Raw genomic sequence first — 16,872 nt, 5'->3', positions numbered from 1 at the left:
CGGGCTCCTCGGTCAGGGCAGGGTGAGCAGGTCGGCGACCCGGACGGGTGCGCCGGTCTCCAGCGAGCGGTTGGCGGCCAGGCCGGTGAGCAGGGCGAGCGCGCCGTCCCGGGCGGTGGCGGCCCGGCCGAGCGGGTCGGGTTCGCCGCCGAGCAGCACCCGGGTCATCCGGGCATCAGCGCCGCCGTGCCCGCGCCGGGTCCAGCCCTCGACCGGGATCTCCTGCGGCGGCGCCCAGAACGGGCGCAGCGTGAGCCGGGCCGTGCCCTGCTCCACCGCCGCCTCGTCGCCGTGCAGCGCAGCGCCCTTGAGCGCACCGGCGACGGACGGGCTGACGTGGTCGCTCTCGGTCACCTCCAGTTCGAGACGGCCCCGGCTGCCGTTGACCATGACCCGGTAGCCCTCCCAGGGGGCGTACGCGGTCAGGTGGTAGGTCATGGTCGCGCCGGTGTCGTAGCGGGCCAGCACCGCGAGGTCGTCCTCGATGGTCACGCCGGGGGCGAACACGTTGCGGTCGCGGTGGTAGCCGTCCTCGGCCTCGGCGTCGAGGTACAGCTCGCGCAGGCGCGGGTGGTCGGCCAGGCGCAGCGCGAACGGGTCCCCGTCGGCGGCAGGGGAGCCGTGCGCCCGGTCGTAGTCGCGGGCGTAGCCGTGCCGGCGGCCGTCCGCGCCGTAGAAGAACAACCGGCCGTACGCGTGCACCTCGACCGGGCGGGCGTCCAGCCACCAGTTGACCAGGTCGAAGTGGTGGCCGGACTTGTGCACGAGCAGCCCGCCGGAGACGGACTTGTCCCGGTGCCAGCGGCGGAAGTAGTCGGCGCCGTGGCGCACGTCGAGCAGCCACTCGAAGTGCACCGACCCGATCTCGCCCACCGCGCCGTCGGCGAGCAGCCGGCGGACCTGTTCGTGCAGCGGGTTGTAGCGGTAGTTGAACGCGACGGTGACGCGCCGGCCGGTCTCGGCGACCGCGTCGAGGATGCGGCGGCACCGTTGCGCGTCCACGGTCATCGGCTTCTCGACGACCACGTCGCAGCCGGCCCGCAGCGCCGCCGTCACGTACTCGTCGTGGGTGGCGTCCACGCTGGTCACCAGCACCACGTCGACCCGCTCCTTGGCGAGCATGGCGGCGAAGTCACCGGCGGCGTACGTGGGCACCGGCGGGTGGCCCAGCTCGGCCAGCCAGCGGTTGTGGGCGTCCATCCGGGTGTGGTTGACGTCGGCGAGCGCCACCAGTTCGGCGGTGTCGGCGTGGTCGAGCGCGAGGGCACTGACGAACATCTCGGCGCGTGCCCCGGCACCCACCAGGGCGTGGCGGACCCGTTCCCGGGCCGGTGGTGACATGACGTCGGCCTCCCCGCCAGTCGGCTGCAAAGGTTTGCAGCCGAAGAAACCATGACTGTGGATGCGTCGTCAACGGTTGCCGCCCAAGCCGCCCTATCCATCCGTATTGATGGGCATTCATGCACGTGGCGGGAACGTCTGCGCAATCGAGCTGCAACAATGGACCGTTGACACGGGCGCAACCGTTTGCATTAATGGGCGGCACCCGTGACGCCCACCACATCGGACGAGGGAGCCCGCCGTGCCAGCCACCATCCGGGACGTCGCCCGCGCCTCCGGTGTGCACATCTCCACCGTCTCCCGGACGTTCTCGGCCCCGCACCTGGTCAACCCGGAGACCCGGGTCCGGGTGCTGGCCTGCGCGGAGGACCTCGGCTACCGGCCCAACCGGGCGGCCCGGGCCCTCATCACCGGCCGTACGCACAACATCGGCCTGATCGTGGCCGACATCGCCAACCCGTTCTTCCCGCCGCTGATCAAGGCGGCGGAGGGGCAGGCCCGGCACCGCGACTACCACGTGTTCGTGGCCGACACCAACGAGGACCCGGTCGCCGAGGAGGATCTGGTCCACGCCCTGGCCAAGCAGGTCGACGGCGTGCTGCTGTGCAGCCCCCGGATGAGCAACAGCCTGATCGAGCAGGTCAGCCGCGAGGTCCCGGTGGTGGTGATAAACCGCCAGGTCGCCGGCCTGCCCTGCGTGATGATGGACGTCGGGCAGGGCGCCCGGGCCGCGATCGAGCACCTGCTCGGGCTCGGTCACCGCCGGATCGCGTTGCTCGGCGGCCCGCGCGGCTCCTGGACCGCCCGGGAGATGCGCCGCGCCGCGACCGCCGCCGCCCGGGGCGGGGGAGCGGAACTGACGGTCCTCGGACCCAACCAGCCCACCGAGACCGGCGGCGGCGCGCTCGCCGAACAGGTACGCCGCAGCAGCGTCACCGCCGTGCTCGCCTACAACGACCTGATGGCGATCGGCCTGATCGAGGGGCTGGACGCGATCGGGGCGCGGGTGCCGCACGACGTGAGCGTCGTCGGCGTCGACGACATCGCGCTGAGCCGGCTCACCCGCCCCAAGTTGACGACGGTGGCCACGCCGACCGCGGCCGCCGGCCGGACGGCCGTCGACATGCTGCTGCAACTCGACTCCGACGCGCCGCGTGGCGCCCGGGGCCGGGGCGCGGCGGCCGGCGACCGTCGCACCACCGCACAGGTAATGCTCCAGACCGAACTGGTCGTCCGCGACTCGACCGGGCCCGTCCCCGCGCCCGGCCGGGACGGCACCGGAGCCTGAGCAGGTGGCCCGGGCCCGCACAGCACTGCGGACCCGGGCGGCCCGTGGACGGCCGCCGGTGACGTCGTCGCCTCCCACAGCCGAGGAGTGAGCGCAGATGCACCCCGCAACGTCCCCCACCGCCGGCGTACCCGCCGGGCGGGATCACCGTACCCCCCTGACCCGACGCCGACTCGTGCGCGGCCTGGCCGCCGTCGCGCTCGCCGTGCCGCTCGCCCTGGGCGCGGCCGGCTGCGGCGACGACGACGCCGGCGGCGACGGCGGCCCGGTCAAACTCTCCGTCTTCTGGTGGGGCGGTGAGGCCCGGGCGAAGCTCACCGAGGACGCCCTGGCCCTCTACACCAAGAAGCACCCCGAGGTGACGTTCGAGAAGACCTGGCAGGCCAACCAGGGCTACTTCGACAAGCTCGCCACGCTGACCGCCGGCGGCAACCCGCCGGACCTGTTCCAGATCGACGACAACTACCTGGCCGAGTACGCCGGCCGCAGCACCACGCTCGACCTGGGCAGCTACCGCGACTCCGGCAAGCTCGACGTGTCGAAGTTCCCCAAGAGCCTGCTGGAGTACGGCGTGGTCGACGGCAAGCTCGCCGGGGTGGCCGCCGGGGAGAACACCCAGGGCCTGGTCTACAACAAGACGCTGCTCACCAAGAACGGGCTGCCCGAGCCGACCACCGGGATGAGCTGGGAGGAGCACATCGCCTGGGCCGAGCAGGTGGCGAAGAAGACGAAGGTTCCCGGCACCCAGGACCCGAGCGCCGACTACAAGGCGCTCTGGGTGTGGCTGCGCCAGCAGGGCAAGGACCTGTACCAGGGCAAGGAGCTCGGCTTCACCGCCGAGGACGTGACGAAGTGGTTCGAGCTGTGGAAGGGCGCGCGGGACCGGGGCGCCACCCCGACGCCGGACGTCATCCACGAGGGCAACTCCAGCGACATCACCAAGCAACTCGTGGTCACCGGCAAGTCGGCCACCTCCTGGGTCTGGGTCAACCAGATGCCGGACCTGAAGAAGAACACGAAGGACGAACTGGGCGTGATCGCCTACCCGGGTGACCCGAGCGCCCAGTGGGCTCGGGCCTCGATGTACTGGTCGGTGTTCAAGGGCAGCAAGCACAAGGACGTCGCCGTCGACGTGATCAACTTCCTCAACAACGACCCGGAGGCGGTGGCGCTGCTCGGCACCGACCGCGGTCTGCCGTCGAACATGGACCTGCGCGCCAAGGTCAGCGAGACCGCCACCGACCCGGCCATGAAGCAGTCCATCCAGGTCGAGTCCGACCTGGCGCAGAAGTTCGGCGCCTCGCCCCAGGTGCCGATCAAGGGCCACAGCAAGGTCAAGTCCGAGCTCGTGAAGGCCGCCGAGAACGCCCAGTACGGCCGCGCCACCCCGGCCCAGGCGGCGGAGCAGTTCGTCACCGCCTGCAAGTCCGCGATCGCCTGACCCCACGAAAGGACCGGTCCCGTGGCTCTCACCACGGCGCCCGGCCGGACCCCGCGCACCGGACCGGCCGGCCCTCGCCCCACGCGGCGTCGGGCCGGCCGGGCCCGGCTCGGCGAGGGCCTGGCGGGGTACGTCTTCCTCTCGCCCTGGCTCATCGGACTGATGGGCGTCACGGCGATCCCGATGCTGCTGTCGCTCTGGCTGAGCTTCACCGACTACGACATCCTCACCCCGCTGTCCGAGGTGCGGTGGGTGGGGCTGGCCAACTACGAGCGGATGTTCACCGCCGACCCGTCGTACTGGCACGCGGTGCGGGTCACGCTGACGTTCGCGCTGGTCGCCGTACCGCTGAAGCTGGCCGCCGCCCTCGGCGTGGCGCTACTGCTCAACCGGGCCTGGCGCGGCGTCGGGCTGTTCCGCAGCCTGTTCTACCTGCCGTCGCTGCTCGGCGGCAGTGTCGCGCTGGCCATCGTCTGGGTAAACATGTTCAACCGGGACGGCGCGTTCAACTCGTTCCTCGCCCTGTTCGGCGTCGAGGGGCTGCCCTGGGTCAGCGACCCGGACTGGGCGCTGGAGACACTGATGGTGCTGGCGATCTGGCAGTTCGGCGCGCCGATGGTGATCTTCCTGGCCGGGCTCAAGCAGGTGCCCACCGAGCTGTACGAGGCGGCGGCCGTGGACGGCGCCGGGGCGTGGCGGCGCTTCCGCGCGGTAACCCTGCCCATGCTCTCCCCGGTGATCTTCTTCAACCTGGTGCTGGAGACCATCAACGGCTTCCAGGGCTTCACCGCCGCGTTCGTGCTCAGCAACGGCACCGGCGGCCCTGTCGACTCCACCCTGATGTACACGCTGAAGCTCTACATCTCCGGCTTCACCGACCTGGAGATGGGCTACGCGTCGGCGATGGCGTGGGTGTTCCTGGTGGCGATCGGCGTGATCACCGCCGTCTTCTTCAGCACCGGCCGGTTCTGGGTGCACTACTCGGACGGAGACGACTCATGACCGCGCTCACTGTCGCTCGCCGCCGGCCGGGCAGCGGCCGGAACGTCCTGCGGCTCGTCGTGCTCGTGGTGATCGTCGCGGTGGTGCTCTACCCGCTGTTCTGGATGCTCGGCACGTCGGTCAAGTCGCAGGCCGAGATCGTCAACAACGTCGGCCTGCTGCCGGAGGAGTTCACCCCGGGCAACTACCTCGACGGCTGGACCAACTTCGACATCAGCTTCGGCCGGTTCTTCCTCAACAGCGCAGTGGTCAGCGCACTCACCGTCGTCGGCAACGCGCTGTCCTGCCTGCTCGCCGCGTACGCGCTGGGCCGGCTGCGGTTCCGGCTGCGCAAGCTGTGGTTCACCGTGATGATCGGGACGCTGCTGCTACCAGGGCACGTGCTGATCGTGCCGCAGTACATCCTGTTCCGCAGCCTCGGCCTGGTCGGCGGCGACTGGCCGTACCTGCCGCTGCTGGTGCCGCAGTTCCTGGCCACCGAGGCGTTCTTCGTCTTCCTCATGGTGCAGTTCATGCGCGGTATCCCGCGCGAGCTGGACGAGGCGGCCACCATCGACGGCGCGTCCCCGTACGGCGTGTTCCGGCACGTCATCCTGCCGCTGAGCCGCCCGGCGCTGGTCACCACGGCGATCTTCTCGTTCATCTGGACCTGGAACGACTTCTTCCGCCAACTGGTGTTCCTGTCCAGCCTGGAGGACTACACGGTCCCGGTGGCGCTGACCCTGTTCATCGACTCGACGAGCCAGAGCGCCGTCGGCCCGATGTTCGCCATGTCGGTGCTGTCGCTGCTGCCGGTGTTCCTGTTCTTCCTCGCCTTCCAGCGGATGCTCGTCGAGGGCATCAACACCAGCGGGCTGAAGGGATGACCGCCGTGCCTGTACCCACCGACGCCGTATCCGCCCACCCCGCGCCGGCCCGTGCCGACTGGCGGGACACGCTGCGCGAGGCGACCGACCTGGCGCTGCTCGGCTTCGCCGTGGCCCTCGCCGCGCTGCCGGTGCTCACGCTCGCCCCGGCGGTCGCCACCGCCAGTGCCGCGCTGCACGACAGGTCGGTCACCGGCGCCTGGCCCGACGCGCGGACCAGCCTGACCCGGTTCGGCCGCGCGCTGCCCGCCGGGCTGGCGGTGAGCGCCGTCGCCCTGGCCGCCGCCGCGCTGCTCGCCGCCGACCTGTCCGCGCTCACCACCGGCCGGGTACCAGGCGGCGGGCCCGCGCTCGCGCTCACCGCCGTCGTGGTGGCGGTCCTGCTCGGGTACGCGGGCCTGGTCGCCGTCGCCGTCGGGCGCACCGGCGGCCGGGGCTGGCGGACGGCCGCCCGTGAGGTGTCCCGCACCTGCCCGCAGCGCCCCGGCGTGTGGGCCGCCGCCTCCGGCGTCTGCGCGCTCGCCGTGGTGCTGGGTGTGCTGGTCACGCCGGTCGCGGTACCGATCCTCGGCGGGTACACCCTCGCGGCGCTGCACGCGCTCGACGCCCGCCGCCCGGTCCCCGCCCCGGAGCCGTCGTGACCGCCGAACCCCGGCTGGTAGTGGGCGGCGTCGAGGTGGCCCGGTACCTGGTCCGGCCGGACCTGGATCCCCGCCACGGCCCTCGGCCGTACCTGCATCCGGTGCGCACCCGGGCCGGCACCCCGGTCACCGACGCGCTCCCGGCCGACCACGTCTGGCACCTCGGGGCGTCACTTGCGGTGCAGGACGTGGACGGCGTCAACCTGTGGGGCGGCCGGACGTACGTGCGCGGCACCGGCTACACCTGGCGCGACGACCACGGCGTCATCGCGCACACCGGCTGGCGGGAGCGGGCCGCCGACCGGCTCGACCACGATCTGGAGTGGCGGGACCGGCACGGCCGGGTGCTGCTGCGCGAGCACCGGCGGATCACCGCCGCGCCGGCCGGGGAGGACGCGTGGTGGCTGGACCTGTCCGCCACGCTCACCTCCGCCACCGGCGCCGACGTGCACCTGGGCAGCCCGGCCACGAACGGCCGCCCGGGCGGCGCCGGTTACGGCGGCTTCTTCTGGCGTGCCGTGGCCGACGACGAACCGCGCGTCCGCACCGCCGACGCCATCGGTGAGGGCGACGTGAACGGCTCGGCCGCGCCCTGGCTGGCGTTGTCGGCCACCGCTCCCGGTGGTGGCGCGTACACGCTGGTGTTCACCGGTCTGGGGCCTGGTGACAGGTGGTTCGTACGCACCGCCATGTACCCGGGCGTCTGCGTCGCGTACGCGTTCGACGCCCCGGCGGTGGTCGCGGCCGGGCAGCTGCGGCACAACCGGCACCGCGTGCTCGTCGCCGACGGCGACCTCGACCCGGCCGACGTGTCGGCCCGCCTGGGAGTGACGCCATGAGCCCGACGGGCGGGCCGGAGGTGGTGTGCGTGGGCGAGACGATGGTGGTTCTCGCCCCTGACGACGGCGGGTCGCTGGAGCGCGTGGCGCGGCTCAGGGTGGGCGTGGGCGGCGCGGAGTCAAACGTGGCGGCCGGGCTGGCCCGGCTCGGGCACCGCGCGGCGTGGGTCAGCCGGGTCGGCGACGACCCGTTCGGGCGGCGGGTGGTGGCCGATGTCGCCGCCGCGGGCGTGGACGTCAGCCTGGTCACAGTGGATCCGGACGCGCCGACGGGGCTCTACCTGAAGGATCCGGGGCCGGACGGCACCCGCGTGCACTACCACCGCGCCGGGTCGGCCGCGAGCCGCCTCGGCACCGCCGACCTCGCGTGTCCCGGGCTGGCCGGGGCACGCCTGCTGCACCTGTCCGGGATCACCGCCGCGCTCTCCGGCACCTGCCGTGACCTGCTCGTGTCAGCGCTGGACGGGCGCGCGCTGCCCGGCGCCCGGGTCAGCTTCGACGTGAACCACCGCCCGGCGCTCTGGCCCGCCGACCGGGCCGGACCGGTCCTGCGTGACCTGGCCGACCGCGCCGACGTGGTGCTGGTCGGGCGGGACGAGGCGGCAGTGCTCTGGTCGGCGGGCGATCCGGCCGCCGTCCGTGCGCTGCTGCCGGGCCCGGAACTGGTGGTGGTGAAGGACGGGCCGGTCGGCGCGACGGCGCTGCCGCGTACCGGGCCGGCGGTGGTCGTGCCGGCGCTGCCGGTGGACGTGGTGGAGCCGGTCGGCGCGGGTGACGCGTTCGCCGCCGGGTTCCTCTCCGGGCTGCTGCGCGACCTCGACCTGCGAGCCTGCCTGCGGCTGGGGCACCTGACCGCCGCGCCGGTGCTGGCCGTGCCGGGCGACACCGCGCCGCCACCGGACGCGGAGACGATCGCGCGGGCACTGGCGCTGCCGGACGAGGCGTGGCCCGAGGATGCGCGAGCGCCGGTCAGGGGAGGGAGCGACAGATGAGCGGGCACGACTTCGAGGCCCTGTTCGGCGACGCGCGGGTGATGGTGATCCTGCGCGACCTGCCCGCCGACGAGACGGTCCGGCTGGCGGAACTGGCCTGGGATCTCGGTATCGCCGTGGTGGAGGTGCCCATCCGTACCCCGGACGCGGTGCCGGCGCTGCGCGCCGCCGTGACGGCCGGGCGGCGGCGGGACCGGATCGTGGGCGCGGGTACTGTGCGTACCCCGGCGCAGGTGCACGACGCGGTGGCCGCCGGGGCGGCGTTCACAGTGGCGCCCGGCCTGGACCTGGCGGTGGCCGACGCGGCGGCCGGTCTCGGCGTGCCGCATCTGCCCGGTGTGGCCACGCCGACCGAGGCGCAGCGCGCCCTCGACCACGGCCTGGTGTGGCTCAAGGCGTTCCCGGCGGTCAGCCTCGGCCCGGCCTGGTTCCGGGCGGTGGCCGGGCCGCTGCCGGAGGCCCGCTTCGTGGCCACCGGCGGCGTCGACGCCGGCAACGCGGGTGACTTCCTCGCCGCCGGGGCGCGCGTGGTGGCCGTCGGGTCGGCACTCACCGACCCCGAGCAGCTGCCACGCCTGGCCACGCTCGCCGCCGGCGGCGCGGTCAGGTGACGGTACGGCCGGACGTGGTGGCGGTGGTCCGGATCGCCTTCACGATCGCCGGGATCGACCCGATCAGCAGCACCAGCGCCCAGATCAGCGCCACCACGGCGAACACCACGGCGCCAACGTCGTCCAGGATGCTGACCAGGATCACCGGCACCAGGCCGTGCAGGAACTGCAGCACCACTGTGCACAGCAGCGTGGTCAGCGCCAGCGCGACGAGGCCCTTGTTGCGCAGGAACCGGGGCTGGGCGGCGAGCAGCAGCGCGACCCAGACCAGTTTGAGCAGCAGCGTCAGCCCGAGCAGCACCGCCGCGTCGTCGACCGGGAAGAACCCCCACACCGCGAGGTACGCCAGCGTGCCGAACGGCGGGGCCAGGAACAGCGAGACCATCACCGTCAGCTCGACGAACGCGACGATCAGCAGGACCAGCGACACCAGCAGCAGCACGATCGAGAAGACGAGCGTGGCCACGCCCTGCACCCGGCCCTGCATCCGGTCCGGCAGCACCAGGCTCAGGCAGAACAGTCCGGTCGTCCAGAGCGCCACCACGTCGATCAGCGCCAGGTAGCCGATGCCCCGGCCGGACGGCTCGGACACCGCGCCGACGTCGCCCAGCTCGACGCCGAGCCGGCCGGCGTTGTCCCGCAGCGCGCCGCTCGCGTCGCCACCGCCGGTCAGGGCCGCCGCGCCCAGCTCCACGCCGACCACGAGCGCCACCGCGAGCAGGGCCAGCAGCAGGAACGGCTTGCGCAACTCACCCATGCCGCGTCTCCGTCCCGGTCAGGACCGGGCCAGCGTGACCGAACATCCGCCACCTCCCGGACACCGCAGGAGCACCTCGGTCTCCCGGTCCACAGCAACCTTCGCCACCGCCGGGCCGTCCGCGTCCGGGGCGACCTCGTCGGTGACCGTGACGTCCGCGTCGCCGGGTGCGCGGGCTGTCACCTCGAACGGCGTCGCCCCGCGCAGCACGAGCGTGCGCAGCGCGCCCGGGTCGGCCACCCGCAGCCGGCACACGGTGCCGAAGGCGAGCGTCACCCCGTCGGCGGTGGTGGCCGGCTGGGCGGCCGGCGGCAGGCAGGTCACGGCCACCGTCGCCGGGTCCACGGTCCCGGATCCGCGTCCCAGCCGGGCCAGCGCGCCCGGCCCGGCCGCCGGGTCGCCCCTGTCGCCGGAGCGCCCGGCCACCGCCACCACGTACAGCGCCACCAGCAGCACGGCCACCGCCACCAGCAGCACCTTCTGCTTCGTACTCATGGCCGGACGACGGGCGTGAAGCGGATCTCGTCCACCCCGGCGAAGTACCTGTCGGTGCCCTGGGTCTTGCTCACCGCCACGAGCGTCAGCTTGTGCGGCCCGCGGGTCAGCTCCACCGTGCCCACGTCCACCTCGTCGGTGCGGACCACCGTCGGGCTGAACCCGAAGAACGTGTCGCCGACCTGCCGGCCGTCGACCAGCCAGATCGTGTTCGCGTAGTCGAACGAGGTGGTGCGCACTGTGGAGAACCGCCAGGTGCCGTCGGACGGCACGTCCACCTGCACCGTCACCCGGTCGCCCACGCCCCGGCCCAGGAAGAACAGCTGCGCGTCGCCGGACCACACCACGTCGCAGCAGTTCTCCTGCGCCACCACCTCCGCCTTCGCGCCGGTGGTGGACTGCACCGCGGCACCGGAGACGAGTGTCTCCGCCTCCACCGTCACCGCGTCCGCGCGCGGCGGGGCCGGGGTGTCCGGGCCGCGGGTCACCAGCCAGGCCACCACCCCGCCCACGACCAGCACCAGCGCCGCGGCGGCGGCGATCCACGGCCACGGCGCGCGCTTCGGAGGTACGACGGCCCGCACGTCGTACGTGACCCGGCCGCTGGAGCGGGAACTCTCCTCCGGTGCGGTGTTGGCCGAGTACGCGAACCCGGTCATGTCGTAGCGCCGGGGCGGCGTGCCGGGCGGCACGGCGAGGCGTACCAGGAACGACACCGAGCCCTGCCCGGGCACCACCCGCTGCGGCTCGGCCACGGTGAACCAGGCCCGCTGGCTGCCCTCGCCGGGCGCGACGTCGAAGACGACGGTGTCCGGCGCGGTACCCGGGTTCGACACGGTGAACGTCAGCTCACCGCTGTTGCGGGCGTCCACTGTGAACTGTTCGGCGGCGGCGACGACTGTCCATTCGGTGGTCATGACGGCTCCTCGGGCGGATCGTGGGGCGGGGGTGCGGGTACGTGCGCCCGGCCGACCGCGCGTACCGTCGCGACCCCGGCGGCGGGCTCGGGGGCGTCCGGCTCGGGCGGCACCGGGTCGGACGGCGACGCTTCGGACGGCCCTGTGCCGGACGGGCCTGGCTCGGCCGGCGTCGGGTCGGAGGGCCGGTCGGCCGGGGCGGCGACGACCTCGACGGTGACCGCCGCCGGTTTCTCCGCCTCGACGATGCGGGTGACCAGTGCCAGCCGGTCGGCGGCGGCCGGCGGCACCCGCACCACCAGGTGGAACGGCCGCTCCGGCGGCTCGTCCAGCACGAAGCCGGTCACGCCGGTGGCCAGCTCCAGCGCGGTCCGCATCCCGTACGGGGTGCCGCGCCACCGGGCCAGCAGCGCGCCGTGCGCCACCAGGTCCCGCAGCCGGCCCACCGGCAACGGCAGCGGCGCGTCGGCGCGGGGCGCGGCGACGACGTGGTCCATCGCCACCCAGCGGGTCAGGTACGCCACGAACCCGTCCGGCGTCCGGTACGGCCCGAACAGCGCGTCGACGTCGGCGAGCACCGCCTCGTCCGGGGCGTGCAGCGCCTCCATCACGTCCAGCAGCGCGCCCAGCACGCTGCCCGGGCCGGCGGCCCGCTGGTACGCGGCCGGCAGCAGCCGCTCAATCGCCGCTCGGCGCATCCTGCCGCACCACCTCGATGTCGTGCTCGCCGGAGCAGAGCAGCCAGGTGCCGGGGACGGTGACCACGTCGGTGGTGGCCTGGTTGGCGCTGGGCGTCCAGTCCTCGCCGTCGCCGCTGCGGAACACGCCGCGCTCGCCGCCGGCGAGCACCAGCCGCCCGGTGCCGGAGGTGCCGGTGGGCGCGGTGGCGGCGATGGCGTCGACCGGGACGAACCGGGTCCGGTCCCGCAGCGGCAGGCCGCAGTTGACCATGACGGGCGACCACTGCGGCTGCCCGGCGAGCGTGTCGAGCCGGACCACGCCGCCGCTCTGCGTCGCGGCCAGCGCGAGCGGGCCGCTGAACGTCAGGTCCCGGCAGGTGCCGCCGATCCAGCCTGATGCCATCGACTGCCACTTCACGTCCGACTCGAACAGCCGGGTGCGGTGGCAGCCCTGGCCGGGTTTCTTCGGGTCCGGTTCGCCCGCTCCGCACCACAGCAGCGTGGCCGGGCCGTCGTACTGCACGGCGAGAACCCGGTTGTCCACGTTGGCGAGGCCGACGTGGGCGAACGTGCCGGGCCGTCCGGCAGCGGTGGACAGGTAGACCCCGAATCCGGCCTGCGCGGCCACCGCCACCCCTGGTGCGCCGCGCTCGGAGACGAACGCGCGGACCGCGTAGAAGCCCCGGTCGGCGTCGGCCGGGTCGACAAGGATCTGCAGCGGCACCGCGCCTGGTAGCAGCGGCACCTCGTACAGGCCGGTGTCGGTGGCCAGCAGCAGCGCACCGGTGCCGTCCCGGTCGATCCAGGCCAGGTCGCGGACGCCGGAGTCGAGGTCGGTCAGCAGCGTCCACGTCTCGCCCAGGTCGGTGCTCAGCCGGACCCGGGAGCCACCGGCGTCGCGGGTGGTCACCACCGCCACCGAACCGGCCCGGGGGACCACGCCGGGGCGTACCGGGGCGGGCGCGGGGACCACCCGCACAACCGTCTCGTCGTCGAACCGGCCGGCCGGTTCCCAGCCGGCCCCGGCGTTCGTGGAGCGGAACAGCACCGGGCCGCCGCCGGCGTACCAGGTGTCGGCCTGGTACTGGTCCACCGCCACGGTGCGCACCTGCGCGTCGGGCGCCTCGTCGACGACGAACCGCACCGACTCGACGTAGCGCACGCCGGGCTCGGCGTGCTCCAGCATCCGGTACACGTTTGAGGCACGCAGCGGCTCGCCGAACGCCCAGCCGGCCGGGTTCAGCGGCGTCGGCAGCGGGCTGAGCGTCTGGTGCAGCCGGTCGTGGATGCGGCGGCGCACCGCGTCCACGTCCTCCTCGCGGCGCACCACCACCCGCGCCTGGATGGACACCGCCTTGTACCGGGCCCAGCCCGCCCGCACCGCCGTACCGAGGGCGCGGCGCCGCTCCAGGTCGGCCTCGACCCGGCGGCGGGCCTCCTCCACCTCGTGCTCGCGCAGCACCGCCACCGGCAGCCGCCCGCCGGGGCGGGCCGCGTCCGGCACGGACGGCACCAGCACCACCTCGACCTCGCCGGGCCGGGCGAAGCTGTAGACGGAGGCCCTGGTGAACGCTCGCGCCCGCGCCACCGCGCCGGAGCCGGTGGCGAGGATCTCGAAATCCCGGGCGGTCACCGCGCGCTGCTGGGCGAAGAACTCGTACGGCCCGCGCGCCAGCACCGACTCCAGCGACTCCAGGTCCCGGCCGCCGGTGGCCGGCTCCGGGTTGTCCACCTTCACCCCCGGCAGCGGATCACGCAGGCTGGTCAGCACGCCCGCCGCCACGTTGCCGGCCGGCCCGCCGCCGCAGCGGTACCAGAGCCGCACCTGCCGCCCGGCCGGCGGCACCGCCGCCACCGTGGTCGCCCCGGCCGCCCCCTCGACGGCCGGGGCGCCACCGTCCGGGCGCAGGTCCAGCGCCGGGGCGAACGTGACCACCCCGGAGGCCCGGTCCACCAGGTAGACCTTCGCCTGCGCCCCGGCACCGGCGAAGCTGTCCACCGGCCGCCAGATCTCGTACGTGCGCCCCTCGTGCTCCCGGGCCGCGGCGCCCAGCTCCACCGAACCGGCCGGCACCTCCACGCCGAGCAGCAGATCGAGCGCCTCGGTGGTACGGGTCAGCGGCGCGCGGGCGGCCCGGAACACCTGACCGGGCTGCCCGGTGCCGGTGCCGAGCAGCTCCGCCTCGACCGGCTCGCAGTGGTGCACACGTACCGTCGCAGTGGTCTCCCCGGCGGGCAGCACCGCCGGTTCGGTGGTCACGAAGACGACCGGCCGGGGGTCCGCCCCGCGGGCCGCGGCGACGCGGGTGCCGGCCGGCACCCGCACCGGGCCGCGGTCCGGGCCGGTGCGGGTCAGGCGCACGTCCGCCCAGGCCGCCGCCGGCGGGTGCCGGGTGACGCCGAGCAGGTTCAGGAACGCGACGTACGCCTTCTCCGGCAACTGGTTCAGCCGGTAGATCATCACCTCGGTCAGGTAGGCGAACGCCTCCACCAGCGCCATGCCCGGGTCGTGCGCGGACAGGTCGGTCCAGTCCGGGCAGGACCGGGCGATGCGTTCCCGCGCCTCGGTGACCAGGTCGAGGAAGGCGCGGTCGTCCAGGTGCGGCACCGGCAGCGTCATGGCGTGCCCTCCTCGTCTCCGGTCTCCTCGTCGGCGGGCAGCAGGTCCACGGAGAACACCAGGTGGCCGGGAGAGAGGCTGGCCCGCACCCGGTAGTCCAGCCGGATCACCAGGCGCCACCTGTCGTCCGGGTCGGGACCGGCGTCCACGTCGAGCACCTCGACCCGCGGCTCCCAGCGCCGGATCGCCTGCCGCACGTAGTGGATCGCCAACCCGGCGGTGGTGTCGTCGTTCGGCGCGAAGACGAGCCGGTGCAGCCGCGACCCGTACCCGGGGCGCATCAGCCGTTCCCCGGGTGTGGTGGACAGCAGCAGGTGCAGCGCCTGGCGTACCGTCTCGTCGCCGTCGGTCATGGCGAGCGAGCCTGCGGCGGTGAGCGCGAGACCACCGGCGCGGCCGGCGTCGAAGCCGGCGCCGACGAAGCGGAAGGCCCTCATGCGTCCGCACCCAGGAAACCCTGCCGCACGTCGCGGACCTGGTGGTGCACGGTGCCCGGCGGGGTGCCGTCGGTCAGGCCGTCCAGGTGCGACAGCACCACCGGCTGCCGGTCCACCCGCACCCACGTGCTGTAACCCACAGTGACGGCCAGCGTGTGCAGGCAGGGTTTGATCGTCGGGCCGTAGTTGGGGCAGGCGGTGATGTCGCGCCCCTCCGGGTCGGGGCGGATCAGCACCGGCACGGCCTGGACCGTCACCCACCGCTGGGACGGGCGGTTGGTCACCCGCCCGTCGTGTCCGCAGGTGATCAGCGAGTCGCGGTGGATCCAGCGCATCAGCCACCTCCGGCGGAACGGGCGAGGGTACGGGCCTGCGCGGCGGCGGTCTCGGCGTCCTCGGCCGCCGGGGCGTGCAGGAAGTCGACGGTGCGGCCGCGCACCACGACGGCCCGGCCGGGCGCGGAGAGCACCAGGTCACCGGCGGCGTGCACGGTGGTCAGCTCGGGACGCAGCTCGACGAAGCTGCCCGCGTCGGTGGCCAGGCGCAGCGTCCGCCCGTCGTCGTCGATCACGATGGACTGCCCGGTGCCGGTCCGCATCGACCAGCGGCGTGAGCGTCCGGAGACGATCCCGGTGTCGTACGGCTCGACCGCGCCGAACAGCGAGCCGAGCACCACGCCCGAGGCCGGCTCGCCGCCGGGCAGCGCCACCAGCACGGTGTCGTCCGGGTCGGGCAGCGCGACGATGCCCTTGCCCCGGCCCGCGCCCGGGCAGAGCACCGCGAGCCAGCCGGCGTCCAGATCGCCGTACGCCGGGAGCGTCACCCGGGCCCGCCCCAGCCCGTCCGGGTCGTCGATGTCGGTGACGGTGCCGAGCGTGACAGTGGCCGCCAGGGGCGCGGCCGACGGCGGCGGGCTGGGCGGCGCCGTGGAGAACCGGCTCAGGTGCCCGTCCGCGTCCACCGTGTGCACCACCTCGGTGAGCACGTACACCCCGGCCAGCGGCTCCGGGACGCCGGCCAGGGCGATCCGCCGGCCGGGCCGCAGCGCCGGGTCACCCTCCGCGGTGCCCTCGGCGGTGACCAGCGCCGCCACCCGGGCGTCCAGCCCGGCCTGGGCCAGCGCGGCCAGCTCGTCGTCGCTGCGGCCGGGCTGGTCGACGGCGGTGCGCACGCCGTCCGCGCCGACGTCGCCCGGGTCCGGGCGCAGCGGGATGCGCCGCCCGCTGCGCGCCTCGTCCGTCCGCCTGCTCAGCGGCTCGGCGCGCTGCGGATGCCAGCCGAGCACGGCGCACTCCGCGCCCGCCCGGTCCAGGTTCTCGGTGACCCGCAACGCGTGCACCGTCTCGCCGAGCGTCAACGGCAGCGGCTCCCCGTAGCCGTCCAGCGTGAACAGCCGCAACCGATCCCCGTTCACGCCCAGGTGCAGTCCGGCCCGGCCGGCCACCTCGCAGAGCAGGTCCAGGTCGGTGTGCCGGTGCTGGAGCAGCCGGTCCAGGCGCGGCCCGTCGTCCTCGGCATCCACACTCAACCCCAGCCCGGCGCACAGGTCGGCGGCCAGCTCGGCGGCGGTCACCGACTCGAACACCCGCAGCTCCTGCCGCTTGCGCAGCCGGTGCAGCGGGTCGTACGCCCGGATCCGGGCCAGCGCGGCGCCGTCACCCGCGTACTCCCGCTCGACTGCCGTCACCTCGCCGGTGAACAGCGCCTCCGCCTGCCCGTCGAGGCGCACGTCGAGGGCGGCGCCGGGGCGTACCGGCGGGTCGAGCGGGCCCGCACCGGGGGCGGCGGTGAGCGTCAGCTCGCACTGCGCGGGCCGGTCCAGCCGGGCGGCGACGCGGATGCCGCGCAGCCGGGCCGGGTCGGCCAGCGGCCGACCGTCGACTGTGACCAGGGCGGCCCGGCTCACGGCCTGCCCCCGGCGGCCGCTCGCCGCGCCGGACTGGTC

General features: G+C 74.3%; 17 protein-coding genes. 8 read left to right on the top strand and 9 right to left on the bottom strand.

Annotated features, from left to right (window positions below; all coding sequences use genetic code 11):
- Positions 1-12: 12 nt before the first annotated feature.
- Entirely contained in the window at positions 13-1,341 is a 1,329-nt protein-coding gene (locus O7611_RS15815) for a Gfo/Idh/MocA family protein (RefSeq protein WP_194799204.1), read from the bottom strand.
- A gap of 241 nt (positions 1,342-1,582) precedes the next feature.
- Between O7611_RS15815 and O7611_RS15810 the strand changes: the two genes are divergently transcribed.
- The 8 genes from O7611_RS15810 to O7611_RS15775 all read left to right on the top strand — a co-directional run bounded on the left by O7611_RS15810 (position 1,583) and on the right by O7611_RS15775 (position 9,021).
- Complete coding sequence (locus tag O7611_RS15810; RefSeq protein ID WP_194799205.1) at positions 1,583-2,629, top strand: LacI family DNA-binding transcriptional regulator; 1,047 nt, start codon at positions 1,583-1,585, stop codon at positions 2,627-2,629.
- Positions 2,630-2,726: 97 nt separating this feature from the next.
- Positions 2,727-4,070: an ABC transporter substrate-binding protein gene (locus O7611_RS15805; protein ID WP_194799206.1), complete on the top strand. Its 1,344-nt coding sequence runs from the start codon at positions 2,727-2,729 to the stop codon at positions 4,068-4,070.
- A gap of 21 nt (positions 4,071-4,091) precedes the next feature.
- The gene (locus tag O7611_RS15800) at positions 4,092-5,072 is read left to right on the top strand and encodes a carbohydrate ABC transporter permease (RefSeq protein WP_269697135.1); all 981 of its coding nucleotides are present in this window, start codon (positions 4,092-4,094) and stop codon (positions 5,070-5,072) included.
- Complete coding sequence (locus O7611_RS15795; RefSeq protein WP_194799208.1) at positions 5,069-5,938, top strand: carbohydrate ABC transporter permease; 870 nt, start codon at positions 5,069-5,071, stop codon at positions 5,936-5,938. Before O7611_RS15800 ends, O7611_RS15795 begins: the two co-directional genes overlap by 4 nt.
- Positions 5,935-6,579, top strand: a complete 645-nt coding sequence (locus O7611_RS15790) for a hypothetical protein (RefSeq protein ID WP_194799209.1) — start codon at positions 5,935-5,937, stop codon at positions 6,577-6,579. Before O7611_RS15795 ends, O7611_RS15790 begins: the two co-directional genes overlap by 4 nt.
- Complete coding sequence (locus O7611_RS15785; protein ID WP_269697134.1) at positions 6,576-7,418, top strand: PmoA family protein; 843 nt, start codon at positions 6,576-6,578, stop codon at positions 7,416-7,418. The genes O7611_RS15790 and O7611_RS15785 overlap by 4 nt, the downstream gene beginning before the upstream one ends.
- Entirely contained in the window at positions 7,415-8,410 is a 996-nt protein-coding gene (locus O7611_RS15780) for a sugar kinase (RefSeq protein ID WP_194799211.1), read from the top strand. Before O7611_RS15785 ends, O7611_RS15780 begins: the two co-directional genes overlap by 4 nt.
- Positions 8,407-9,021, top strand: a complete 615-nt coding sequence (locus O7611_RS15775) for a bifunctional 4-hydroxy-2-oxoglutarate aldolase/2-dehydro-3-deoxy-phosphogluconate aldolase (protein WP_194799212.1) — start codon at positions 8,407-8,409, stop codon at positions 9,019-9,021. The genes O7611_RS15780 and O7611_RS15775 overlap by 4 nt, the downstream gene beginning before the upstream one ends.
- Here O7611_RS15775 and O7611_RS15770 read toward each other — a convergent pair.
- Genes O7611_RS15770 through O7611_RS15735 form a run of 8 tightly spaced genes read right to left on the bottom strand, consistent with a single transcriptional unit; the run spans position 9,014 to position 16,833 of the window.
- Positions 9,014-9,778 carry a hypothetical protein gene (locus tag O7611_RS15770; protein ID WP_194799213.1) on the bottom strand — a complete coding sequence of 255 codons (765 nt, stop codon included), beginning with the start codon at positions 9,776-9,778 and terminating at the stop codon, positions 9,014-9,016. The two genes, O7611_RS15775 and O7611_RS15770, sit on opposite strands and share 8 nt — an antisense overlap.
- Before the next feature lie 18 nt (positions 9,779-9,796).
- Positions 9,797-10,273, bottom strand: a complete 477-nt coding sequence (locus O7611_RS15765; protein ID WP_269697133.1) for a hypothetical protein — start codon at positions 10,271-10,273, stop codon at positions 9,797-9,799.
- Entirely contained in the window at positions 10,270-11,190 is a 921-nt protein-coding gene (locus O7611_RS15760; RefSeq protein WP_269697132.1) for a hypothetical protein, read from the bottom strand. The genes O7611_RS15765 and O7611_RS15760 overlap by 4 nt, the downstream gene beginning before the upstream one ends.
- Complete coding sequence (locus O7611_RS15755) at positions 11,187-11,888, bottom strand: phage tail protein (RefSeq protein WP_269697131.1); 702 nt, start codon at positions 11,886-11,888, stop codon at positions 11,187-11,189. Before O7611_RS15755 ends, O7611_RS15760 begins: the two co-directional genes overlap by 4 nt.
- Entirely contained in the window at positions 11,869-14,490 is a 2,622-nt protein-coding gene (locus O7611_RS15750; protein ID WP_269697130.1) for a putative baseplate assembly protein, read from the bottom strand. Before O7611_RS15750 ends, O7611_RS15755 begins: the two co-directional genes overlap by 20 nt.
- Complete coding sequence (locus tag O7611_RS15745; protein WP_269697129.1) at positions 14,487-14,927, bottom strand: GPW/gp25 family protein; 441 nt, start codon at positions 14,925-14,927, stop codon at positions 14,487-14,489. The genes O7611_RS15750 and O7611_RS15745 overlap by 4 nt, the downstream gene beginning before the upstream one ends.
- Positions 14,924-15,262 carry a hypothetical protein gene (locus O7611_RS15740; protein WP_269697128.1) on the bottom strand — a complete coding sequence of 113 codons (339 nt, stop codon included), beginning with the start codon at positions 15,260-15,262 and terminating at the stop codon, positions 14,924-14,926. The genes O7611_RS15745 and O7611_RS15740 overlap by 4 nt, the downstream gene beginning before the upstream one ends.
- Positions 15,262-16,833, bottom strand: a complete 1,572-nt coding sequence (locus tag O7611_RS15735; protein ID WP_269697127.1) for a phage baseplate assembly protein V — start codon at positions 16,831-16,833, stop codon at positions 15,262-15,264. Before O7611_RS15735 ends, O7611_RS15740 begins: the two co-directional genes overlap by 1 nt.
- Between the last annotated feature and the right edge of the window lie 39 nt (positions 16,834-16,872).

Source organism: Micromonospora sp. WMMC273, from assembly GCF_027460285.1.
GTDB classification, from domain to species: domain Bacteria; phylum Actinomycetota; class Actinomycetes; order Mycobacteriales; family Micromonosporaceae; genus Micromonospora; species Micromonospora aurantiaca.
The sequence above is the reverse complement of the archived record's forward strand: the minus strand, read 5'-3'. Positions and strand labels throughout refer to the sequence as shown.

Excerpts from the sequence above, each read along its gene's own strand:
- O7611_RS15780 (WP_194799211.1), top strand. The coding sequence starts at position 7,415 with ATGAGCCCGACGGGCGGGCCGGAGGTGGTGTGCGTGGGCGAGACGATG.
- O7611_RS15755 (WP_269697131.1), bottom strand. The coding sequence starts at position 11,888 with ATGCGCCGAGCGGCGATTGAGCGGCTGCTGCCGGCCGCGTACCAGCGG.
- O7611_RS15740 (WP_269697128.1), bottom strand. The coding sequence starts at position 15,262 with ATGCGCTGGATCCACCGCGACTCGCTGATCACCTGCGGACACGACGGG.
- O7611_RS15765 (WP_269697133.1), bottom strand. The coding sequence starts at position 10,273 with ATGAGTACGAAGCAGAAGGTGCTGCTGGTGGCGGTGGCCGTGCTGCTG.
- O7611_RS15750 (WP_269697130.1), bottom strand. The coding sequence starts at position 14,490 with ATGACGCTGCCGGTGCCGCACCTGGACGACCGCGCCTTCCTCGACCTG.
- O7611_RS15775 (WP_194799212.1), top strand. The coding sequence starts at position 8,407 with ATGAGCGGGCACGACTTCGAGGCCCTGTTCGGCGACGCGCGGGTGATG.
- O7611_RS15815 (WP_194799204.1), bottom strand. The coding sequence starts at position 1,341 with ATGTCACCACCGGCCCGGGAACGGGTCCGCCACGCCCTGGTGGGTGCC.
- O7611_RS15770 (WP_194799213.1), bottom strand. The coding sequence starts at position 9,778 with ATGGGTGAGTTGCGCAAGCCGTTCCTGCTGCTGGCCCTGCTCGCGGTG.
- O7611_RS15760 (WP_269697132.1), bottom strand. The coding sequence starts at position 11,190 with ATGACCACCGAATGGACAGTCGTCGCCGCCGCCGAACAGTTCACAGTG.
- O7611_RS15790 (WP_194799209.1), top strand. The coding sequence starts at position 5,935 with ATGACCGCCGTGCCTGTACCCACCGACGCCGTATCCGCCCACCCCGCG.
- O7611_RS15805 (WP_194799206.1), top strand. The coding sequence starts at position 2,727 with ATGCACCCCGCAACGTCCCCCACCGCCGGCGTACCCGCCGGGCGGGAT.
- O7611_RS15795 (WP_194799208.1), top strand. The coding sequence starts at position 5,069 with ATGACCGCGCTCACTGTCGCTCGCCGCCGGCCGGGCAGCGGCCGGAAC.
- O7611_RS15745 (WP_269697129.1), bottom strand. The coding sequence starts at position 14,927 with ATGAGGGCCTTCCGCTTCGTCGGCGCCGGCTTCGACGCCGGCCGCGCC.